Below are 16173 nucleotides of genomic sequence, written 5' to 3' on the forward strand. Positions count from 1 at the left end.
TTGATAAATACAACCTGCTGCTGTTAGTCAATAAAATTGCTCATGGCAAACGCCAGACCGACGCCCTGCTCAAGAAGCGGATTGTAATATTTCTGGATGATGTGATTGATCTTCAATTCCCACCTCTGCTGCTGCGCGAACCGGAAGGCGTTCAGGCCCATCTCCATTCGTTTGGCTTCGTTGTGGTACATCCATGTAATGGCTTTTGCCAGGTTAAAGGCAACGGATTCAGGGTCGGTCACGGGCACCCGAATACCCGTGCTGTCATTCACTAGCTCGGCTTGCCCGTGTAAATCGAGGGTGACCACGGGGAGCGAATAGCCCATGGCTTCCATTAATTGAGCGGGCCCCGTATCGCGCAGGCTGGTGAACAGAAAAACATCCGCTTTTCGGTAGTAGTCCTTCACTTGCTCGTAGCTTACTTTACCGACCCAGTTTACCCGGTTTTCCAGTTTGTATTTGGCGATGTATTCGGGTACATACCGCCCCATTTCGCCATCGCCAACAATTGTTAATCGAATGGGTAGTTGTGCGTCTACTTTGCTGAAGCCGTGCAGCGAAAGTTCAAGCGCCTTTCGCGGCATCAGACGGCCGACCCAGACCAGTTCCAGCGAATTGTGGGCTGGCCGATGAGTGGGTTCCGACGGAATGAAGTGCTTGCCCACGCCCCCGAACTCCTTCTCAACCTGCTTGGTGCGGCCCAATGAATGAATCATCTGCCGGGTATCCTCATTCCAGGCCAGTACGTAATCGGCGTGCCGGACCGATTGGTAACAGCCGGGGTTGAAGCGGAGCATAAGCGCACTAACCCGCGATCTCATCCGTTCTTTCACCCAGTTATCTTTAAAATAATGGCGCAGGGAATAGGGCGCTTCCTGCCCGCCACCTACGGGTCCGTATATGAACGGGATCCTGAGTTTATACATAAAACTTCCCAGTTGAAGGCTCGTATAACTAACGTGGTGCACCAAATCGAACCGGTTTTCCTTGTGCAGTTTCCGGGCAAGCCGCATGGCCGCCCACTGCCACAGAATGTAATGGAAATACATGCCCAACAGGCCAAACGAATAGGGTTTGTCGATCCAACTCGGTAAGGTGACGTACGCAAATGTCAGATTCGGATAGTGGTAATCGGCTAGTTTCTGTTCAATCTGGCGTTTGCCAACGTCACGGGTCAGGCAGACGACCTGGTAGCCCTGCTGGCTGATTAAGGATGAATAAAACCACCCATTCCCTTCTTCGGATCCGAGATCCGGAATACAGGCATAAGCGGAAACCAATACTTTTTTCATAACGAGAGCGGGAAGAGGAAGATACGTCAATTTCACCCGGAATGCCGGCCGGTAACCGGCTGAACACTGGGGACGGGTTGCGTCATTCAGATAGGGGCTTATGCTTTAAATGGTCGGCCAGTAACAGCGCGTGAGCAACAATGGTCAGGGTCGGATTGGCGTGTCCACCGGTCGGAAAGACCGAAGAACCCGCTACATACAGATTGTCAAGACCATACACTTTGGCGTCTTTATCGACGACCCCGGTTTTAGGATCGTCCGACATGCGGGTGGTTCCGATGTGGTGCGATGACGAGTTGAAAGCCTTGAAGCGTTCCTGCAGGTAGGCGCGGAGGCCCGTTTCGCTATACCGTATCTCACCCAGATCCTTGCTGGTAAACGTATTCACAAAGAGGTTATGCGCTTTCACAATGGAGTCGATATCGGCATCCAGAAAGGCGAGTCTGACCTCCGCCCGGGGAACGCCGAACGTATCGGTCTGCGAATCGGACAGGGAAACCCGGCTCTCCCGGTTCGGCGCCTGTTCCGTCTGGAAATACAATCCCCAGTAGTCGTTTCGTTTGGATGGGAGCAGGAAAGGCAAGCGACGTTTAGCCATTCGTTTCAGACCAAGCCGGATCAGATCAGGAACTTCGAGCAAGCCGTTTTTGGCAATGTTGACCGAATGCTCCCGGAGGGAAGGCATCAGTTGCCGGGCTTTAGTGACCGATCGGTTTACGGACTTCTGACTCAGTATCGACAACATCGACTTGGCAACGAACCGGGACGAGAACAAAACATCCCGGTGGCCATTCGTGGTGTTGGCGTGATAAAGAAAGAAAATACTGTTCAGAAGTTGGTTCGTTTCCTGAACGGGCTCAGGAAACCACCAGCGTCGGCGGCAGTAAACGCCCCCGGCATCCTGCTCAAAGTCGGCCATGAGCTTTCGTTTATCCCGAAGTTTCACCTCGGCGAAAACGCCACTGAGGTGAACCATGTAATACCGGCCTACATTGTCGTTCTGATTGCCAAGGCCAGTAGGGAACCGGTCGTTTGTGGAGTGTAATAACAAGCGGGCATTTTCGATGCCACCCGTGGCCAGCACAAACCGGCGGGCCTGAACGGATAGCCGGGAGCCATTCATGGATACCTCGACATGGCTAACCCGGCTCAGGCTATCCTTCGTTTGCAGCGACAGCACGTGGGCATCCATCAACACCTGGATGTTTTTACTGTTCTCCAGCCTTTCCTGATAGACTTTCCCAAAATGTACCGGAGGACTCCAGCGCTCCAGCGGATAAGAAATCAACTCCTCGGAATCCAGACCTTCCAGGATTTCCCGCCGACTATCGGGAAACGCTTTTTGGGCATCAAATTCATAGCGGCCAATCTGGCACAGGTCGGCCGCTTTGTGGTAATAGGGCAGAAGGTCATCAAACGTGATGGGCCATTTGCCTTCGGGCACCCAGGGGCGGGTTTTAAAATCAATGGGTTCGAAGGGAATGCAGCGCCCACCCCAGGCCGACGAGGTGCCGCCAAACTGGCGACGGCGGTTTTCTTCCAGCGGCTCGTGCGAACCCACCGGGAAGACACCTCCCCGGTATAAGTCCTGATTGGTAATGGTTTCGGTCCAGCTGCCGCCCGTCAGCAGGATGACGGAGAGTGGCGAGCCGTCCAGGCTGAGGGCCATGGAGATAGCCGCCGGGCCACTGCCAATAATGCAAATGTCGGCGTCGAGTGTTTGCCCTGGCTGGAACGTGTTTTTGGTAACGATCATGACAGGAGTTGGTTTAATCTCGACAAGGAGGGTGGTAGAGCCGCCACGTAACGGAGCGACGCCGTATTGTGCGCCAGATGGGTTAGATCGCTGGTGCCGAACAGCACCGTATCCGCTTTCTTATCCGCCAGTAGGGAGGCAAGTAAAAATTGCGGCAATGACATATTGGCCAGCCCATCCAGCTGATGAATCGTAGCCGCGTGTTGTGTGTATTTTTCCAGGAGCGATTTGTAGGGGCGCAATGCCTGATTGCCAATTACCGGAATATTATGTTTCCGGCACAGGTCCGGAATCGAGTAATTACCGTCGGCCTGCCAGGCCGTTGCGGTTTGCACGAGCTGAACCTGCCCACTGCGAATACCTTCTTCCACCACCCGGTAGTCATTGGAGGAAACACCCGTATAGCGGGCCAGGCCCTGCTGCCTTATTTTGGCCAGCCCATCCCAGGAGTCGGCATCGGCCAGATCGGTCCAACTGGGTTCGTGCAGCAATAAGGCATCGGCGGCTTCGACCCGAAGCCGTTTGTTGCTTTTCTGCACACTCTCGATCAGGTAAGCGGCCGTGTAGTTGTTTCGGGCACCCGCCCGTTGCTTTATTTTCTTGCCGATCTGGTTGAGGGGCGAGAGCCAGCCGGGTGTATGCACGCAGGGAAGACCAGCCTTGGTAACGACAAAATAAGGAAGGTCGGTCGCTTTTAAGGTTTTGGCAATCAGCCGTTCGGAGTCGCCCGACCCATAAAAATCGGCCGTGTCGATCAGGTTGACGCCTTGCTCGGAGGCTAGACGGAGTAACCCGGCAAAAAAGTCTGGAGAAAGCCGACTTCCCAGCGATGCAGCCCGACTCGTTCCAATCCCTAAGGATGATAATTGATCTAGGGTAATCATGTTGAGAAGTTTTTACACCTATGAATCGTTGAGTAAATAATGCGTAGCGTATTTCGTTACCCTCGTCTGTAAGCAGGCGAGCAGGCAACCGGCTTCGCTAACACAGCCGGATACAATTCGTCGATGAACGTTCTGATTTTTGTTTCCCACAACTGCGACTGGGCAAATGAATAGCCTGCCTGTCCCATTGCCAGCCGTTCTGTAGGATGCGTGTACATCCATTCGATGGCTCGTGCCAGATCCGAAACGACCTGCTCCTCGTTGGTTACCGGTACGCGTAAGCCGGTGTTGTCGTTGACCAGTTCGGCCTGCCCGTGTAAGTCCAGCGTGACCACCGGAAGCGAGTAAGCCATGGCTTCCAGCAACTGGTGCGGGCAGGAGTCGCGCAGGCTCGTGAAGAAAAATACATCCGACTGCTCGTAGTAATTCTTGACTTCCTGAAAGGTCACATGCCCAACCCAGTTCACCCGGTTACTGACGCCATATTGCTCAATGTACTGCGGAACGAATCCGGCCATTTCGCCTTTTCCGCCTACAATGGTCAGCATGACGGGAATGGCCGGGTCGACTTGCCCCAGGGCCTGAATGGTTAGTTCGAGGGCTTTGCGGGGTAGCAGGCGGCCAGTCCACAGCAATTTCAGCGTACTGTCGGGGTAATGTTCAATGGGTTGCTCTGGCAAAAACGTCGAATTCAGCCCTGCATCCCATATGCGGTCGATGGGTAAGTTTGGCCGTAATTTTCGGGCCAGCGCGTAGGTGTCCAGATTCGTGACAACCAACCGGTCGGCTGTTTGCACGGATTTGAAAAAGCCGGGGTTGGTATATTGAAGCAACGTGCCGACCCAGTCGCGCAGCCACTCCCGGGTCCAGTAGGTGCCAAAATACCGTTTCATGTTTTTGGGCGCTCGCTGCCCGCCACCTACCGGCCCGAAAATGAACGGCTTACGAAGTTTGTACAGAAAGCTACCTAGCTGAATACTGCCGTAGGTAACATGGTGCACGATATCGAAATTGTGCTTCTGATCCAGTTGCCGGGCCAGTTTCATGGCGCTCCACTGCCAGTAGATATAATGGAAATACATCCCGATCAGGTTAGAATCGCAGAATTTATCGACCCAGGCAGGCAGCCGCACATAGTGCACCATCAGGTTCGGAAACAGGCCGCTATCCAGAATCGAATCGATCGCAACTTCCCCGTCTTTTTTCGTCAGGCAATGCACTTCCAGTTCATTCAGGCTCAATGTGGTGGCATACGTCCAGCCCGTCCCCTCTTCGGAGCCGTGGTTGGGCAGGCAGGCGTAGGCAGATAGAAGCACTTTTTTCATAGCCTTATAGCGATTTCATAATCCGAACTTTACGCAGCAGGAAACCCGTACAAATCCGACCGACGTCGAAACAGAAGTAAAGCGCTTTGGTCTTGGAGTGGTCAATGGCGAAGTTGTAGCGAACGCGCAGGTTGGTCGGCGATTTGATCGAGGTAAAGCCGTCGATAAACTCCTTCAGCGTTATTTTACGCTCAACCTGAATGCCCGTTGCCTTCACAAACTCATAAACCACGCTGGGCACATTGACAATGAGTCGATAGCCCGCCTTCCGTGCCCGTACCGAAAACTCGATGTCTGACATGTAGTGGATATATTTCTTCGAATCGAACAGCCCGATTTTGTCAAATACCTCCATCGGAATCAGCGTTCCCCGGCCGGGCAGCGAGTGCGACTCCACGTACGAGGTGCGCGACGACAGCTCCCGGTAGCTATTGTGGTAATCCTCCGACAGATGTCGTCCGCCAGCCGTATACAGTTCAAAGGCCGCTCCGGCATATTCCAGCTTTTCGGGATTATCGCTATCGACACTAACCGAGCCGATCAGGCAGGGCTTGTGTTTGCGATAGCCATCCACCATGGTTTGCAGGTAATCGGGGGCTACACGGGTGTCGTCGTTGAGGGTCAATACGAAATTTTCCTGCCGTTTATCCTGCTGTTTCTGTGCGTAACGGATGCCCCAGTTGGTGGCTTCTGTCCACCACAGATTGCCATCGCCTTTCAGGACAACGACCTCCGGAAATTCCTGGCTGATCATGAGATCGGTGCCGTCGGTCGACCCATCGTCGACCACGATAATTTGAAAGTTTCGATAGGTTTGAACGGACAGACACGCCAGGCATTGCCGGGTAAACTCTAAGCGGTTGTGGACAGGGATAACGATACTAATCATAGAACTTCCTGAGTTTTAGTCGATACGAAAGGCTGTAGGGACGTGTCCGATGACTCGGTGATGTCCACTGTTATATACTCATCGGTGTCGTCTTCGTCCGGGCGTTTGAGGGCATAGTGCATAGCCAGGCCAACAAACCCCCAGAAAAACACGGGTAACTGATACGAAACACCATAGACCAGACCACTGACGATGAAGCCGAACAGTACGGTCTGCTCGATGGTGAACGTCTTGTTCCGGCGATACAGGGTCAGCAACGTGCCGAGGATGATCAGCAGGTTGATGGCCAGACCGACCGCGCCATAATTGTATAGCATGTCGATGTACTGCGAGTGAATGATGGTGCCCTTCTCGGGAAAATCTTCATTCACCATAATTTCGCCCCGGTCGTAGCCTTCATAGCGCCAGCCAAGCATGGGCTTGTCGGGAATCTGGCTTAAATAATACTCCGACTGCTCCAGGCGCCAGCTCCCGGTATTATCTTCTTTAGGGTCGAGAATTCCCCCGATGTTTTCCAGAAAAGCATTGACCTTATTGCCCGGCATCATGGCCAGGGCCGGAGCCAGTAGAATGAGTAAAATCGCAAACGTACCCAGCGTGCGACCTACCGGGAAACCACTCGTGGGCAGTTTGCCGACCATCGACAGGCCCGCCACGACGCCAATGGCTACAATAGCGGCCGAGATCACGGAACGGTGCAGTAGAAAAACGATTAAGGCGAAACTAAATAAGGTCAGCAGCAGATCGGGAATTTTGCGATCTTTCAGATACATCATCAGATAATACAGGCACGGAATAACCAGGTACAGAGCCTCGTTTGAGGTTACTGTCCGGCTCTCGGAGGTCAGGTTGTAAGTAAAGATCTGGCCCAGAACCAACTGATTGATGACGTAAAAGGCGAAAATGAGGTAAACGGCGTACTTAAGTTTGAACGGCTCTGCCTGGGTAGCAACCACATAGGCCAGCAGTGCCAGACCACAGTAGGCAAAGCGCTTGATGACGAAGTACGAGTACACAAATTGCCCATATTCATACCGGGATTCCAGGACCAGTCCAATAACACCCAAACCCAGCAGCCAGGCTACCGTTTTGTAGAGCGGTGGTTGCCAGAAGTAACAGACGATCAGGGCCAGAATACCGATCAGCGTTGTTCCGCTGACGGCTTTGTCCAACAGCGGGTTGAGCGAATTTCCCCCGTAAATAAGGGCACTCATCCCAAAGAGGAGGAGAAAAAGTACGAATCTATATATCCAGGTCATCATACCGTAAGCGCTGTTGATTCGTGGGTGAAATTTGCTTCCTGCCGATTCATGACATCCCGGTAAAACGTGAGGTGTTTATCGATCATGATATCCATTCGGAATCGCTCGCGGGCGTAGTGCATTTGCTGATTCGCCAACTGCTGCCTGTCGGCCGGCTGCTGGTAGCGCAGGATGGCTTCGGCCAGTTCAGAAGCGGTTGCTTTGGCGGGTAAAAGCCCCGGTTTCTGGCTGTCGAATTGCTCGGGGATACCACCCGTTGCCAGCGCCAGTACGGGTGTTCCGGCCGAAATAGCCTCGGTAATGGTGTATCCCCAAGATTCGTTAGCGGCTGTATGTACGTACAGGCTGGCTTGTTGCAGGAAGCTGGCCACATCTGCCTGGAATCCCAGGAAGGAAACAAAACGGTCCAGCCCCTTTTCCTTCACGAGAGCTTCCCACTCCTGGCGTTTGGGGCCGTCGCCCAGTAGCTTTATCCGAAAGTTGGTGTAGCCCCGCTGGCGTAATTCGGCGGCTGCATCGATCAGTAACCGCTGATTTTTCCGGGTCTCGATGGTACCGATATTGACAATCGTCAAAAGCCCTTCATCCTGCCGGGGCAGCACCGGTGGAAACGTAACGCCATTATGAATAACGGTACAGACCGCCTGCTGCGGGCGTAAAAAAGCGGAGGTGCGTTTGGTATAACCGGAAACCGTAATAAAGGCGTCCTGCTGTTTGAAGAGATACGTGAACCAGTCGGTTAACCGCTGATCGGTCCAGGCGTTCAGCTGATACGCTTCCCGGTATTCGGCTATCGGGTTATCGTTGAAATGGCAGGTGACAATAACCCGTACTTTGCGAGACAAGCCAATGGCGGCTGCCGCCCCGGACGTGGTATCCTGCGCATGAACAATGTCGAACGAATTCGGACCTTTTAGCCGAACCGACGCCCATACACTAACGAAATTCTCCAGTTCCAGACAGAGTGCGCTGCTGTTCTGACCAAATAAAGCCGCCACCCGCCGTAGCAGGCCAAACGTTTTTTTGACAAGAAAAGGCGCATCGGCCGGCGTAATGAGCTGGACAGAGTCTACCCGGCCCGGCAACTCGGCCAGCAAGCGATTGTAATGCGCTGTGACGCCCGTGCGGGAAGTTTGAGTGGCCGTTGAAACGAGTAAAACTCTCATACTGAACAGATCTATTTTGGCAGCTGCTAAGGTTGTTTATTCAATAATCGGTACAGTTTCAGAGTAAGAATACTGCCCGGTTTCTTCCGGAAGTTATTGAACAGGCTGTCGAGAGCCGCTTCGCTGTAGAGCAGGAAATTATACAGCTTGTTGTTGTGGCTGGTTACCGCCTGCCCCAGTGTAGCCCGGACGGACCACCGCAGAAAAACGAGTTTTCCGTATTTGTCGCCGTGGATATTCTGAAATACCCGGCGCTGGTTTCGTACGGCGTAATACTGCTTCCAGGCACCCGGCCAGGGGATACCATCCCGATCAAAGGAAGGGGGGTGATAAAATTTAGAGCGCGGTACGGTTACAACAGGATACCCCATTTTCTGGACGCGGGTCATGTACTCGACTTCGTCGCCCCAGATAAACAGTTTCTTGTCGGGCAGGCCAACATGTTTAACAACTTCACTACTAATCAGGGTGCCGTTAAAAAAGAAAGCAACACCATAGACCAGATCAAAGGGTGACATATCGGCCACTTTGCGGTAGCTACGGTTGGGCCGGTCTACGTAAAACGCTAATTCGCTGTGATCTTTGTTACTAACCGAAACGCAGTTTTTGATGCAGGGACCAATATTTGGCGCATTCATCAGGGTTTCCAGTGCGTCTGGCGCGGCCAGGCAATCGTCGTCCATACACCATAGCCAGTCGAATCCGGCTTGGTAGGCCGTATCGATACCCGTTGCAAAACCACCCGCCCCGCCCAGGTTTGCCTGCGTGGTGATCTGAAGGCCGGTTTGCGCGGCTAGCCATTTGTCTGTCCCGTCTGTACTGCCATTGTTGATGACAAAGATGGCATCGAGCGGGTGCGTTTGCTCCTGCAGACTAACGATGCATTTTTTTAGGTCTTCGAGCCTGTTATAGGTCACAACCACGGCGGCTACTGTTGCCATTGTCAATTGGTTCGTTTAAAAAGTGTGGCTAATCGGGTCTGCGTGAACTGAACAGCTTCCCGGAAATAAGCCAACTGGATGACTTGTATGCCCTGGTTGCGCAGGTAGAGATACATGGATAGGGCAATGAAGGCTTCGGCCGTTACCCAGGCATAAGCCGCCCCGACGAAACCCATTTTCTGAATCAGTACCGCGTTGACCACCAGACCAACAACGGAACCCAGGGCCGTTATCCGGAAGAACGCTTTGTCCATTCGTAGATTCAGCATCGTGTGCATGCCCAGCAGATTACTGATTCCGATCATGATGGGTAATAGCGAGACAATCCGTAACACCGGAATGGCGTCGTGAAACGTAGCTCCGTAAAACAAGGTGATGAATACCGGGGCAACCAGCCATAACCCCAGCGACACCAGAACCATGCAGGCCATCAACGGGAAAAACGTCATTCGAACAACGTGCAGGCCATTCGCACGGCCGGCCCCGAACGCACTGGCGACGATGGGGAAGAAGGCCTGGTTCAGACCCATCGTAACAAAAGAGCGGGAGATACTTTCAAGCCGGGTACCCGCCGAAAAGATACCGACGTCGTAAGCATTGCTGAGGAGGCCAAGCAGAAAAACCGTTGAGCCGGCATACAGCGTGATCATCACCGATGAGAAAAACAGGGTGCTGTCTTCCCGAAACCGGTTGATTAACTGGCTAATCGTTGGCCAGGTAAACGTTAGTTTAAAGCGTCGTATCGCTACGGTAATGGCAATGACACTGACCACCACCTGGGCTATACTGACGGAGAGGTTCTGGTAAAAATAGTCTTCGGGTTTCCGGATGAGCAAGAACACCGCCAGGGTGAACAATACCTTGACAACCAGGTTGAAGATTGCTACCCGCCCCAGATCTTCCATAGCCTGGTAAAGCCAGACGGGAAACAGAACGATGCCGATGCACGTGATGTAGGTGCAGGTGTGCAGCACAATATGCGACCGGAACTCGGGGGTGAACCACGTGATACCCATAAAGATCAGGGTCGACAACACCCACAGCAGCGTCTTCCCGGCAATAACCTCGCTGAACGCCCGATTCACCAGGGCTTTGTCCGTTCGGTTGGCCGCAATGGTTCGAACGGCGGCCATATCGAATCCGTAGTTGATCAATAGGGTAAAGTAAGCCACGTAAGCCTGCGAAAAATTCAGCAGACCCAGGCGCTCCGGCCCGATGATGCGAACGACATAAGGTACCGTCAGCAGGGGCAACAGCATATTGGCCACGTGAACGCTGAACAGCGATGCCACATTGATAGCCAATCGCTTCAGAACCGGCTTCGATAACGCTTTGGGCTTCGAACTGCTCGAATCCACGGCGGCCGTGGACTCGGCGACTGAATCCAGCATGGTTACCTCGTCCATAGCGACAGTTGCGGCCTGCTTGCTTACCATACTTTGTTTGTCGGTTAAAGAACTCAATTCGTGGCTACTCCAAAATAAACGTACTCCAGGGGTTCCTCGCTGGTCGTTTCCAGTCTGTGTAAAACGCCGGCCGGAATTCGAACAAAAACACCGTGTTGCAGCGGAATCTGCTGATCGGCCACTACATAAACGCCTTCACCTTTCAGGAAAAAAAAGCATTCTTCCATGGTGGCGTGCGCGTGCAGGTCGCAGTAATCCGCCTTCGTAAAGGTGCCATACGCTACCTGGGTTACATTCGTCGGCGTATCGCTGTTGCGGAGGAAAACCTGCTTTGCACCCTGAGCGTGGGCCGTAAGCTCGCGCTCAAGGTGCATAAGAGAGGCTGTAATCCGTTCCATTAGGCTTCTACGAGTTCTTTTTTCTGGATCTGTTCCGAAATCCAGTCGAAGGTTTTCTCAACACCTTTCCGCAGGGGAGTCGAGGGAGCCCAGCCCAGTTTTTCGGTAATCAGGTGGTTGTCGGAGTTACGACCACGGACGCCTAGTGGACCCGGAATGTTGTTGATCGACAGGTTTTTGCCCGAGATATCGATTACCATTTTGGCGAAGTCGTTGAGCGAGATCATCTCTTCCGAACCGATGTTTACCGGACCCGAAAAATCAGACGCCATCAACCGACGGATACCTTCCACGCACTCATCGACGATCAGGAACGAACGGGTTTGTTTGCCATCGCCCCAGATTTCGATCGAGCCACCCTCTTCGGCCATCGCCACTTTGCGGCAAACGGCAGCGGGTGCTTTTTCGCGACCACCATCCCAGGTACCCATTGGGCCGAAGATGTTGTGGAAACGGGCAATGCGGGCTTCAATGCCATGGTTTTTCTGGTAGGCCAGAAACAGCCGCTCCGAGAACAGTTTTTCCCAACCGTATTCGCTGTCTGGGTTCGCCGGATAAGCCGACTCTTCCGAGCATTTTGGGTTGTTGGGGTCCATCTGGTTATGCTCAGGATACATACAGGCCGACGACGAATAGAAAATCCGTTTCACCCCTTTGTTCTTGGCTGCTTCCAGAACGTTCAGGTTACACAACACCGAGTTGTGCATGATGGCGGCATCGTTTGTACCCGTAAAGACAAAACCAGCACCACCCATGTCAGCTGCTAACTGGTAAATTTCGTCCAGATCTGACGTGATTACCTCGTCGGCTACTTCCGGATTTCTTAAATCGCCGATAACGAACTCGTCGGCGTTGTTGTTGCCGTATTCGTTTTCTTTTACATCGACACCACGAACCCAGTATCCTTCAGATTTGAGTCGGTTGACAAGGTGACCACCAATGAAGCCACCAGCACCACAGACGAGAGCTTTTTTCATAATTGTTGATTCGCCGAAGCGGTTGTTTGTTTAACGGGTGAGAAAAATTCTTTTACATTAAGGATGATAAAAAGAGGAACAATTTCTAAATACCTCTTGTAGAGACGTTTGGGCTCCGACATGAGTCGGAAAAGCCACTCCAGCGACATGCGCTGCATCCAGCTTGGAGCCTGTTTGACCCGGTCGGTATGGAAGTCGAAAGCGGCTCCCACCGTCACGATGAAGTTGACATCGACCCACTGGGCCAGCCGCCGGGCAAAACGTTCCTGCTTGGGGGTGCTCAGGCCAATCCAGACGATGTTGGCCCCCGACTGATTGATCTGCTCGCCCAAAGCCCGAAACTCCTGATCCGACATTTCCCGGAATGGCGGGCAAAACGTACCGGCTACCTGGTAGTTGCCGAACTTCCGGCCAACGGCCTGTTTCAGTTCGTTGGCAACGCCTTCCTGACCCCCACACAGAAAGTGTTTGATCGACTTGTCGGCACTGCTTTCAAACACATATTTGAAGAAATCAGGGCCGTAGCAGCGGGTCATTTGCTTGGCTCCTTTGAGTTTGCCAACCCAAACGCCGGGCATGCCATCGGGCAGATTCCAGTAAAAGGAGTCGAGTACCGATTTAAACTCCGGCTCTTTGAACGCCGTTACCAGACCGTGAGCCCCCGTGGCACTCACGCATTTATTCTGCCGGGTAGCGGTGGGCTGGCACTGCTCGATGATGTCCTGAACGGCCGAGGGCAGACCAGCATCGTAAAGCTGCACTTGTAAGACTTTTGTCATGGTGATGGAGACTGGTTACGCGTTGAAAAGATGTAGTCTACCAGGCATTTTTGTTGCCTTTGATGGCCGCCTGTACGGTCCACCAGCAGATTTTAGCATCCAGCCGGGTCGACTGGCGACTGATGTACAGATGGTCGTAGCGCACTCTGACTTTCATTTTGTACAACTCGGCGGTTTCGCCACGGGCTCCTCTGGCCTGCGCCAGTCCGGTAATACCGGGCCGAACGGTGTAGCGTTCCTTATAGCCGGGTAGCGTGTGCCAATGCTGGGCATCGAGCGGAATCGGGTGTGGCCGTGGCCCCACAATGCTCATGTGCCCAGCCAGTACATTCAGAAACTGGGGCATTTCGTCCAGATTCGTCTTGCGTAGAAACTTGCCGATGCGCGTCACCCGCATGTCGTGTCGGGTTGCCTGGTGAAATTCGGCGTTCCGGTCGTAGGTCATTGTCCGGAATTTCAGGCAGGGAAATACCCGACCGTTCCGCCCCGTGCGGGACTGCACGAAAATGGCTGGTCCCGGTGAGGTCAATTTGATCAATAGAGCTAGTATAGGTATAAGCCAAATGAGAACAGAGGCCACAACGATACTGGCAATTAATAGGTCAAATCCCCGCTTTTTTATGCCCATAATCACGCGCTTCGCTGTATAAGGCTTGGCCTCATCATCGTAGCTGAGATATAAATGAAATGTTTTTCCGTTGGTAGAAGCCTGCATGATCGTGTCTGTTTACAGGTATGGATGAAGAGGTATGCCGGTTATCATCCGAGGTAAAACCGCCTTCATGGCGTTCGTGGTCTTACCGATACGAGTAACTGTTCTTGTAACCGTTGTTGAAATGATAACCATCACCACTTCCTACGGCATTGAGTATGATGCGCATGTTCTGGAAGCGCTGCTCACGGTGGAGCATATCCAGGATTTTCAGGCTGTCTTTCGGCGTTACGCCATGACGGACTACAAACAGAGTGGCGTCGGAGTAAGGTGCAATGGCCTGCGCATCGGTAACGATACCAATTGGAGGGGCATCGATGATCACGTATCGGAACTTCTCGCGCAGTTCGCCAATCAACTGTTTCAGGTTAGGGCCGCTCAGCAGCTCGGACGGATCGGGTGGGAGCGGGCCGCTTGGGATAATAAAGTAATTCGGGTAGCCCGGAACGGGTTTCAGGATATCAGCTACCGTAGCTTCTCCATTCAGGTACGTGCTGATGCCAACCGAGTTGTCGATATCGAACAGTTGGTGCAGGCGTGGCAGCCGCATGTCCATTTCCAGAATGACCGTTGGCTGTTTGAGTAAGGCCATGCTCGCGCCCAGGTTCATGGAGATGAACGATTTGCCCTCGCCACTGATACTGGATGTAAAGAGCAGCACCTGGCTTTCGTCCATTTCGCCTTTGCCAATGTAGAGGTTCGTGCGGATGGTCCGGATCTGTTCGGCAATGACGGACCGGTTGTTTGGACCAACGATCAGCACATCGCGCTGCCGCTTGCTCATGATCTCTCCCAGGATGGGCACCTGGGTTACGTCTTCCACATCGCCCCGGCGCGACACTTTGGTGTTCAGGGCTCCCCGGCCCGCAATGGCGGCTGTTGGCAGTAGCAACCCAACGAGTCCGAAGAGCGCGTAGATAACAACGCCGACGGGTTTCACCGGTCCCAGGCTGCTTTTGGCTGCGTCGATCGTCCGGCTATCCGAAATGGCAGCGGCAAACGTAACGGCCATCTCTTCACGCTTCTGAAGCAGGTAGGTGTACAGGTTATTCTTGATCGTCTGCTGACGGGTAATGTCCATCAGCGCGCGTTCCTGCTTGGGAACAGTCTTGATCACATTCTCCAGTTTTTCGTTTTTCGCCACATACTGTTCTTTCGAACTGGTGAGCATGGACTTCATGGTCCGAATGTTCTGGTCGATGTTGTGCTTGGTGTTTTTAATCTGGTTATCCAGCGATTGCAGTTTCGGGTTTTCGTCTCCGCTGGTCTGCCGAATTTCGTCACGTTGAAGTTCGAGCTGGGAAAGCTTATCGATTTGACCCAGCAGAACCGGATCGTTGATGCCTACGGTGGCCGGTGTGCTACCCCGTTTATCTGACTGCGTGGTGATGAAAGTTTCCAGATCGTTGAGTACCGCCAACTGAATGTTCACCTGGTTGAGCTGGGCGTCATTCTGTTGCGTTGTCTGCAGAAACGATTGGGCCTGAGCCCCCAGATCGGTAATGCCCATGGTCGATTTGTATTCTTCTACATTTCGTTCGACCGAAGACAATTCGCCCGATACCATACGAAGCCGGTTCTCCACGAACTTTAGCGTGTTGGAGGCTACCTTGTTTTTGTCGGCAATGGCCGCCAGATTGTATTCGTTGATCAGGCTATTCAGTACGGCCTCCCCCTTTTCAGGAACGGCATCTTCCAGCGTCAGGTGAATAACCGTGGACGTTTTGCTGGTAGGCTCAGTTTTGAGCTTATCCAGATACATGCCAACGGCTGCCGCTTTTGGCAGTACCTGAACCGTAATAGGCTCACTTTTAGCGCTCACGTCTTTCCGTGTCAATACACGAAACTGGCCGTAAGGCGTTTTCAGGCGTTGGTTAAGCGGATATGTCTTGTCGTTGATGCGTACCGTTTCGGCATTCACGAAGGAGAGCGCCAGTGGTGTCTTGTACAAACTGGGGTCAGCTTCCTCAACAAGAATCCAGACGGGCGATTCGGCGTAGATCTCCCGTTTGCCGAATTTGGTTTTCCGAAAATACTGGCTGTCCAGATGAAGGTTCGTAACAACCCGGTCCATCAGAGTAGACGAATGCAGGACTTCGAGTTCATTCTCGACCACCTTCTTCGGCGAGTATACCTCCAGTTCTTTCAGGGGGGTATCCTGACCACTGCCTCTCTTTTCGTCCTGAAGCAACAGGCTGGCCTGGATTTTATAGATTGGCTGTTTGTACAGCAAATACACATAAGCGCCAGCCAGAGACAAACCTACCGACAAAACAAACCAGGGCCAGTAGCGCAGGTAAGGCAGTATATGTGTCCTGAGCACCGAGCTGCCGGAATCGACAACCTGATAAGACACATAGGATTGAGAGGATCGTGAATTCATAAC

General features: G+C 52.9%; 14 protein-coding genes. All 14 read right to left on the reverse strand.

The window, feature by feature from the left end; genetic code table 11:
• Positions 1-23 precede the first annotated feature (23 nt).
• A complete protein-coding gene (locus tag ACYU8Y_RS14960) occupies positions 24-1292 on the reverse strand; it encodes a glycosyltransferase (protein ID WP_460938560.1) in 1269 nt (422 codons plus the stop codon).
• A gap of 82 nt (positions 1293-1374) precedes the next feature.
• Positions 1375-3048, reverse strand: a complete 1674-nt coding sequence (locus tag ACYU8Y_RS14965; protein ID WP_460938562.1) for a GMC oxidoreductase — start codon at positions 3046-3048, stop codon at positions 1375-1377.
• Positions 3045-3932 (reverse strand): aldo/keto reductase, encoded by an 888-nt coding sequence (locus tag ACYU8Y_RS14970; protein WP_460938564.1) that lies wholly within the window; start codon positions 3930-3932, stop codon positions 3045-3047. The genes ACYU8Y_RS14965 and ACYU8Y_RS14970 overlap by 4 nt, the downstream gene beginning before the upstream one ends.
• Positions 3933-3988: 56 nt before the next feature.
• Complete coding sequence (locus ACYU8Y_RS14975; RefSeq protein ID WP_460938566.1) at positions 3989-5257, reverse strand: glycosyltransferase family 4 protein; 1269 nt, start codon at positions 5255-5257, stop codon at positions 3989-3991.
• Positions 5258-5261: 4 nt separating this feature from the next.
• Positions 5262-6146: a glycosyltransferase family 2 protein gene (locus tag ACYU8Y_RS14980; protein ID WP_460938568.1), complete on the reverse strand. Its 885-nt coding sequence runs from the start codon at positions 6144-6146 to the stop codon at positions 5262-5264.
• The gene (locus tag ACYU8Y_RS14985; RefSeq protein WP_460938570.1) at positions 6143-7360 is read right to left on the reverse strand and encodes an O-antigen ligase family protein; all 1218 of its coding nucleotides are present in this window, start codon (positions 7358-7360) and stop codon (positions 6143-6145) included. Before ACYU8Y_RS14985 ends, ACYU8Y_RS14980 begins: the two co-directional genes overlap by 4 nt.
• A 44-nt stretch (positions 7361-7404) precedes the next feature.
• Entirely contained in the window at positions 7405-8574 is a 1170-nt protein-coding gene (locus tag ACYU8Y_RS14990; protein WP_460938572.1) for a glycosyltransferase family 4 protein, read from the reverse strand.
• Positions 8575-8600: 26 nt separating this feature from the next.
• Positions 8601-9515 carry a glycosyltransferase family 2 protein gene (locus ACYU8Y_RS14995; protein ID WP_460938574.1) on the reverse strand — a complete coding sequence of 305 codons (915 nt, stop codon included), beginning with the start codon at positions 9513-9515 and terminating at the stop codon, positions 8601-8603.
• 2 nt (positions 9516-9517) lie between these two features.
• Entirely contained in the window at positions 9518-10951 is a 1434-nt protein-coding gene (locus ACYU8Y_RS15000; RefSeq protein ID WP_460938576.1) for a flippase, read from the reverse strand.
• Between the two features lie 23 nt (positions 10952-10974).
• Positions 10975-11319: a cupin domain-containing protein gene (locus ACYU8Y_RS15005; RefSeq protein ID WP_460938578.1), complete on the reverse strand. Its 345-nt coding sequence runs from the start codon at positions 11317-11319 to the stop codon at positions 10975-10977.
• Positions 11319-12296, reverse strand: a complete 978-nt coding sequence (locus ACYU8Y_RS15010) for an NAD-dependent epimerase/dehydratase family protein (protein ID WP_460938580.1) — start codon at positions 12294-12296, stop codon at positions 11319-11321. Before ACYU8Y_RS15010 ends, ACYU8Y_RS15005 begins: the two co-directional genes overlap by 1 nt.
• A complete protein-coding gene (locus ACYU8Y_RS15015) occupies positions 12293-13075 on the reverse strand; it encodes a WecB/TagA/CpsF family glycosyltransferase (protein ID WP_460938582.1) in 783 nt (260 codons plus the stop codon). The genes ACYU8Y_RS15010 and ACYU8Y_RS15015 overlap by 4 nt, the downstream gene beginning before the upstream one ends.
• 37 nt (positions 13076-13112) lie before the next feature.
• On the reverse strand, positions 13113-13790 hold the full coding sequence (locus ACYU8Y_RS15020; protein ID WP_460938584.1) for a sugar transferase: 678 nt from the start codon (positions 13788-13790) through the stop codon (positions 13113-13115).
• 82 nt (positions 13791-13872) lie between these two features.
• On the reverse strand, positions 13873-16170 hold the full coding sequence (locus ACYU8Y_RS15025; RefSeq protein ID WP_460938586.1) for a GumC family protein: 2298 nt from the start codon (positions 16168-16170) through the stop codon (positions 13873-13875).
• Positions 16171-16173 lie beyond the last annotated feature (3 nt).

It is taken from the genome of Spirosoma humi (genome assembly GCF_054776575.1).

Bases quoted from the DNA above. Each gene is read 5' to 3' on its own strand.
- ACYU8Y_RS14960 (WP_460938560.1), bottom strand. From the start codon at position 1,292: ATGAAAAAAGTATTGGTTTCCGCTTATGCCTGTATTCCGGATCTCGGA.
- ACYU8Y_RS14965 (WP_460938562.1), bottom strand. From the start codon at position 3,048: ATGATCGTTACCAAAAACACGTTCCAGCCAGGGCAAACACTCGACGCC.
- ACYU8Y_RS14970 (WP_460938564.1), bottom strand. From the start codon at position 3,932: ATGATTACCCTAGATCAATTATCATCCTTAGGGATTGGAACGAGTCGG.
- ACYU8Y_RS14975 (WP_460938566.1), bottom strand. From the start codon at position 5,257: ATGAAAAAAGTGCTTCTATCTGCCTACGCCTGCCTGCCCAACCACGGC.
- ACYU8Y_RS14980 (WP_460938568.1), bottom strand. From the start codon at position 6,146: ATGATTAGTATCGTTATCCCTGTCCACAACCGCTTAGAGTTTACCCGG.
- ACYU8Y_RS14985 (WP_460938570.1), bottom strand. From the start codon at position 7,360: ATGAGTGCCCTTATTTACGGGGGAAATTCGCTCAACCCGCTGTTGGAC.
- ACYU8Y_RS14990 (WP_460938572.1), bottom strand. From the start codon at position 8,574: ATGAGAGTTTTACTCGTTTCAACGGCCACTCAAACTTCCCGCACGGGC.
- ACYU8Y_RS14995 (WP_460938574.1), bottom strand. From the start codon at position 9,515: ATGGCAACAGTAGCCGCCGTGGTTGTGACCTATAACAGGCTCGAAGAC.
- ACYU8Y_RS15000 (WP_460938576.1), bottom strand. From the start codon at position 10,951: ATGGTAAGCAAGCAGGCCGCAACTGTCGCTATGGACGAGGTAACCATG.
- ACYU8Y_RS15005 (WP_460938578.1), bottom strand. From the start codon at position 11,319: ATGGAACGGATTACAGCCTCTCTTATGCACCTTGAGCGCGAGCTTACG.
- ACYU8Y_RS15010 (WP_460938580.1), bottom strand. From the start codon at position 12,296: ATGAAAAAAGCTCTCGTCTGTGGTGCTGGTGGCTTCATTGGTGGTCAC.
- ACYU8Y_RS15015 (WP_460938582.1), bottom strand. From the start codon at position 13,075: ATGACAAAAGTCTTACAAGTGCAGCTTTACGATGCTGGTCTGCCCTCG.
- ACYU8Y_RS15020 (WP_460938584.1), bottom strand. From the start codon at position 13,790: ATGCAGGCTTCTACCAACGGAAAAACATTTCATTTATATCTCAGCTAC.
- ACYU8Y_RS15025 (WP_460938586.1), bottom strand. From the start codon at position 16,170: ATGAATTCACGATCCTCTCAATCCTATGTGTCTTATCAGGTTGTCGAT.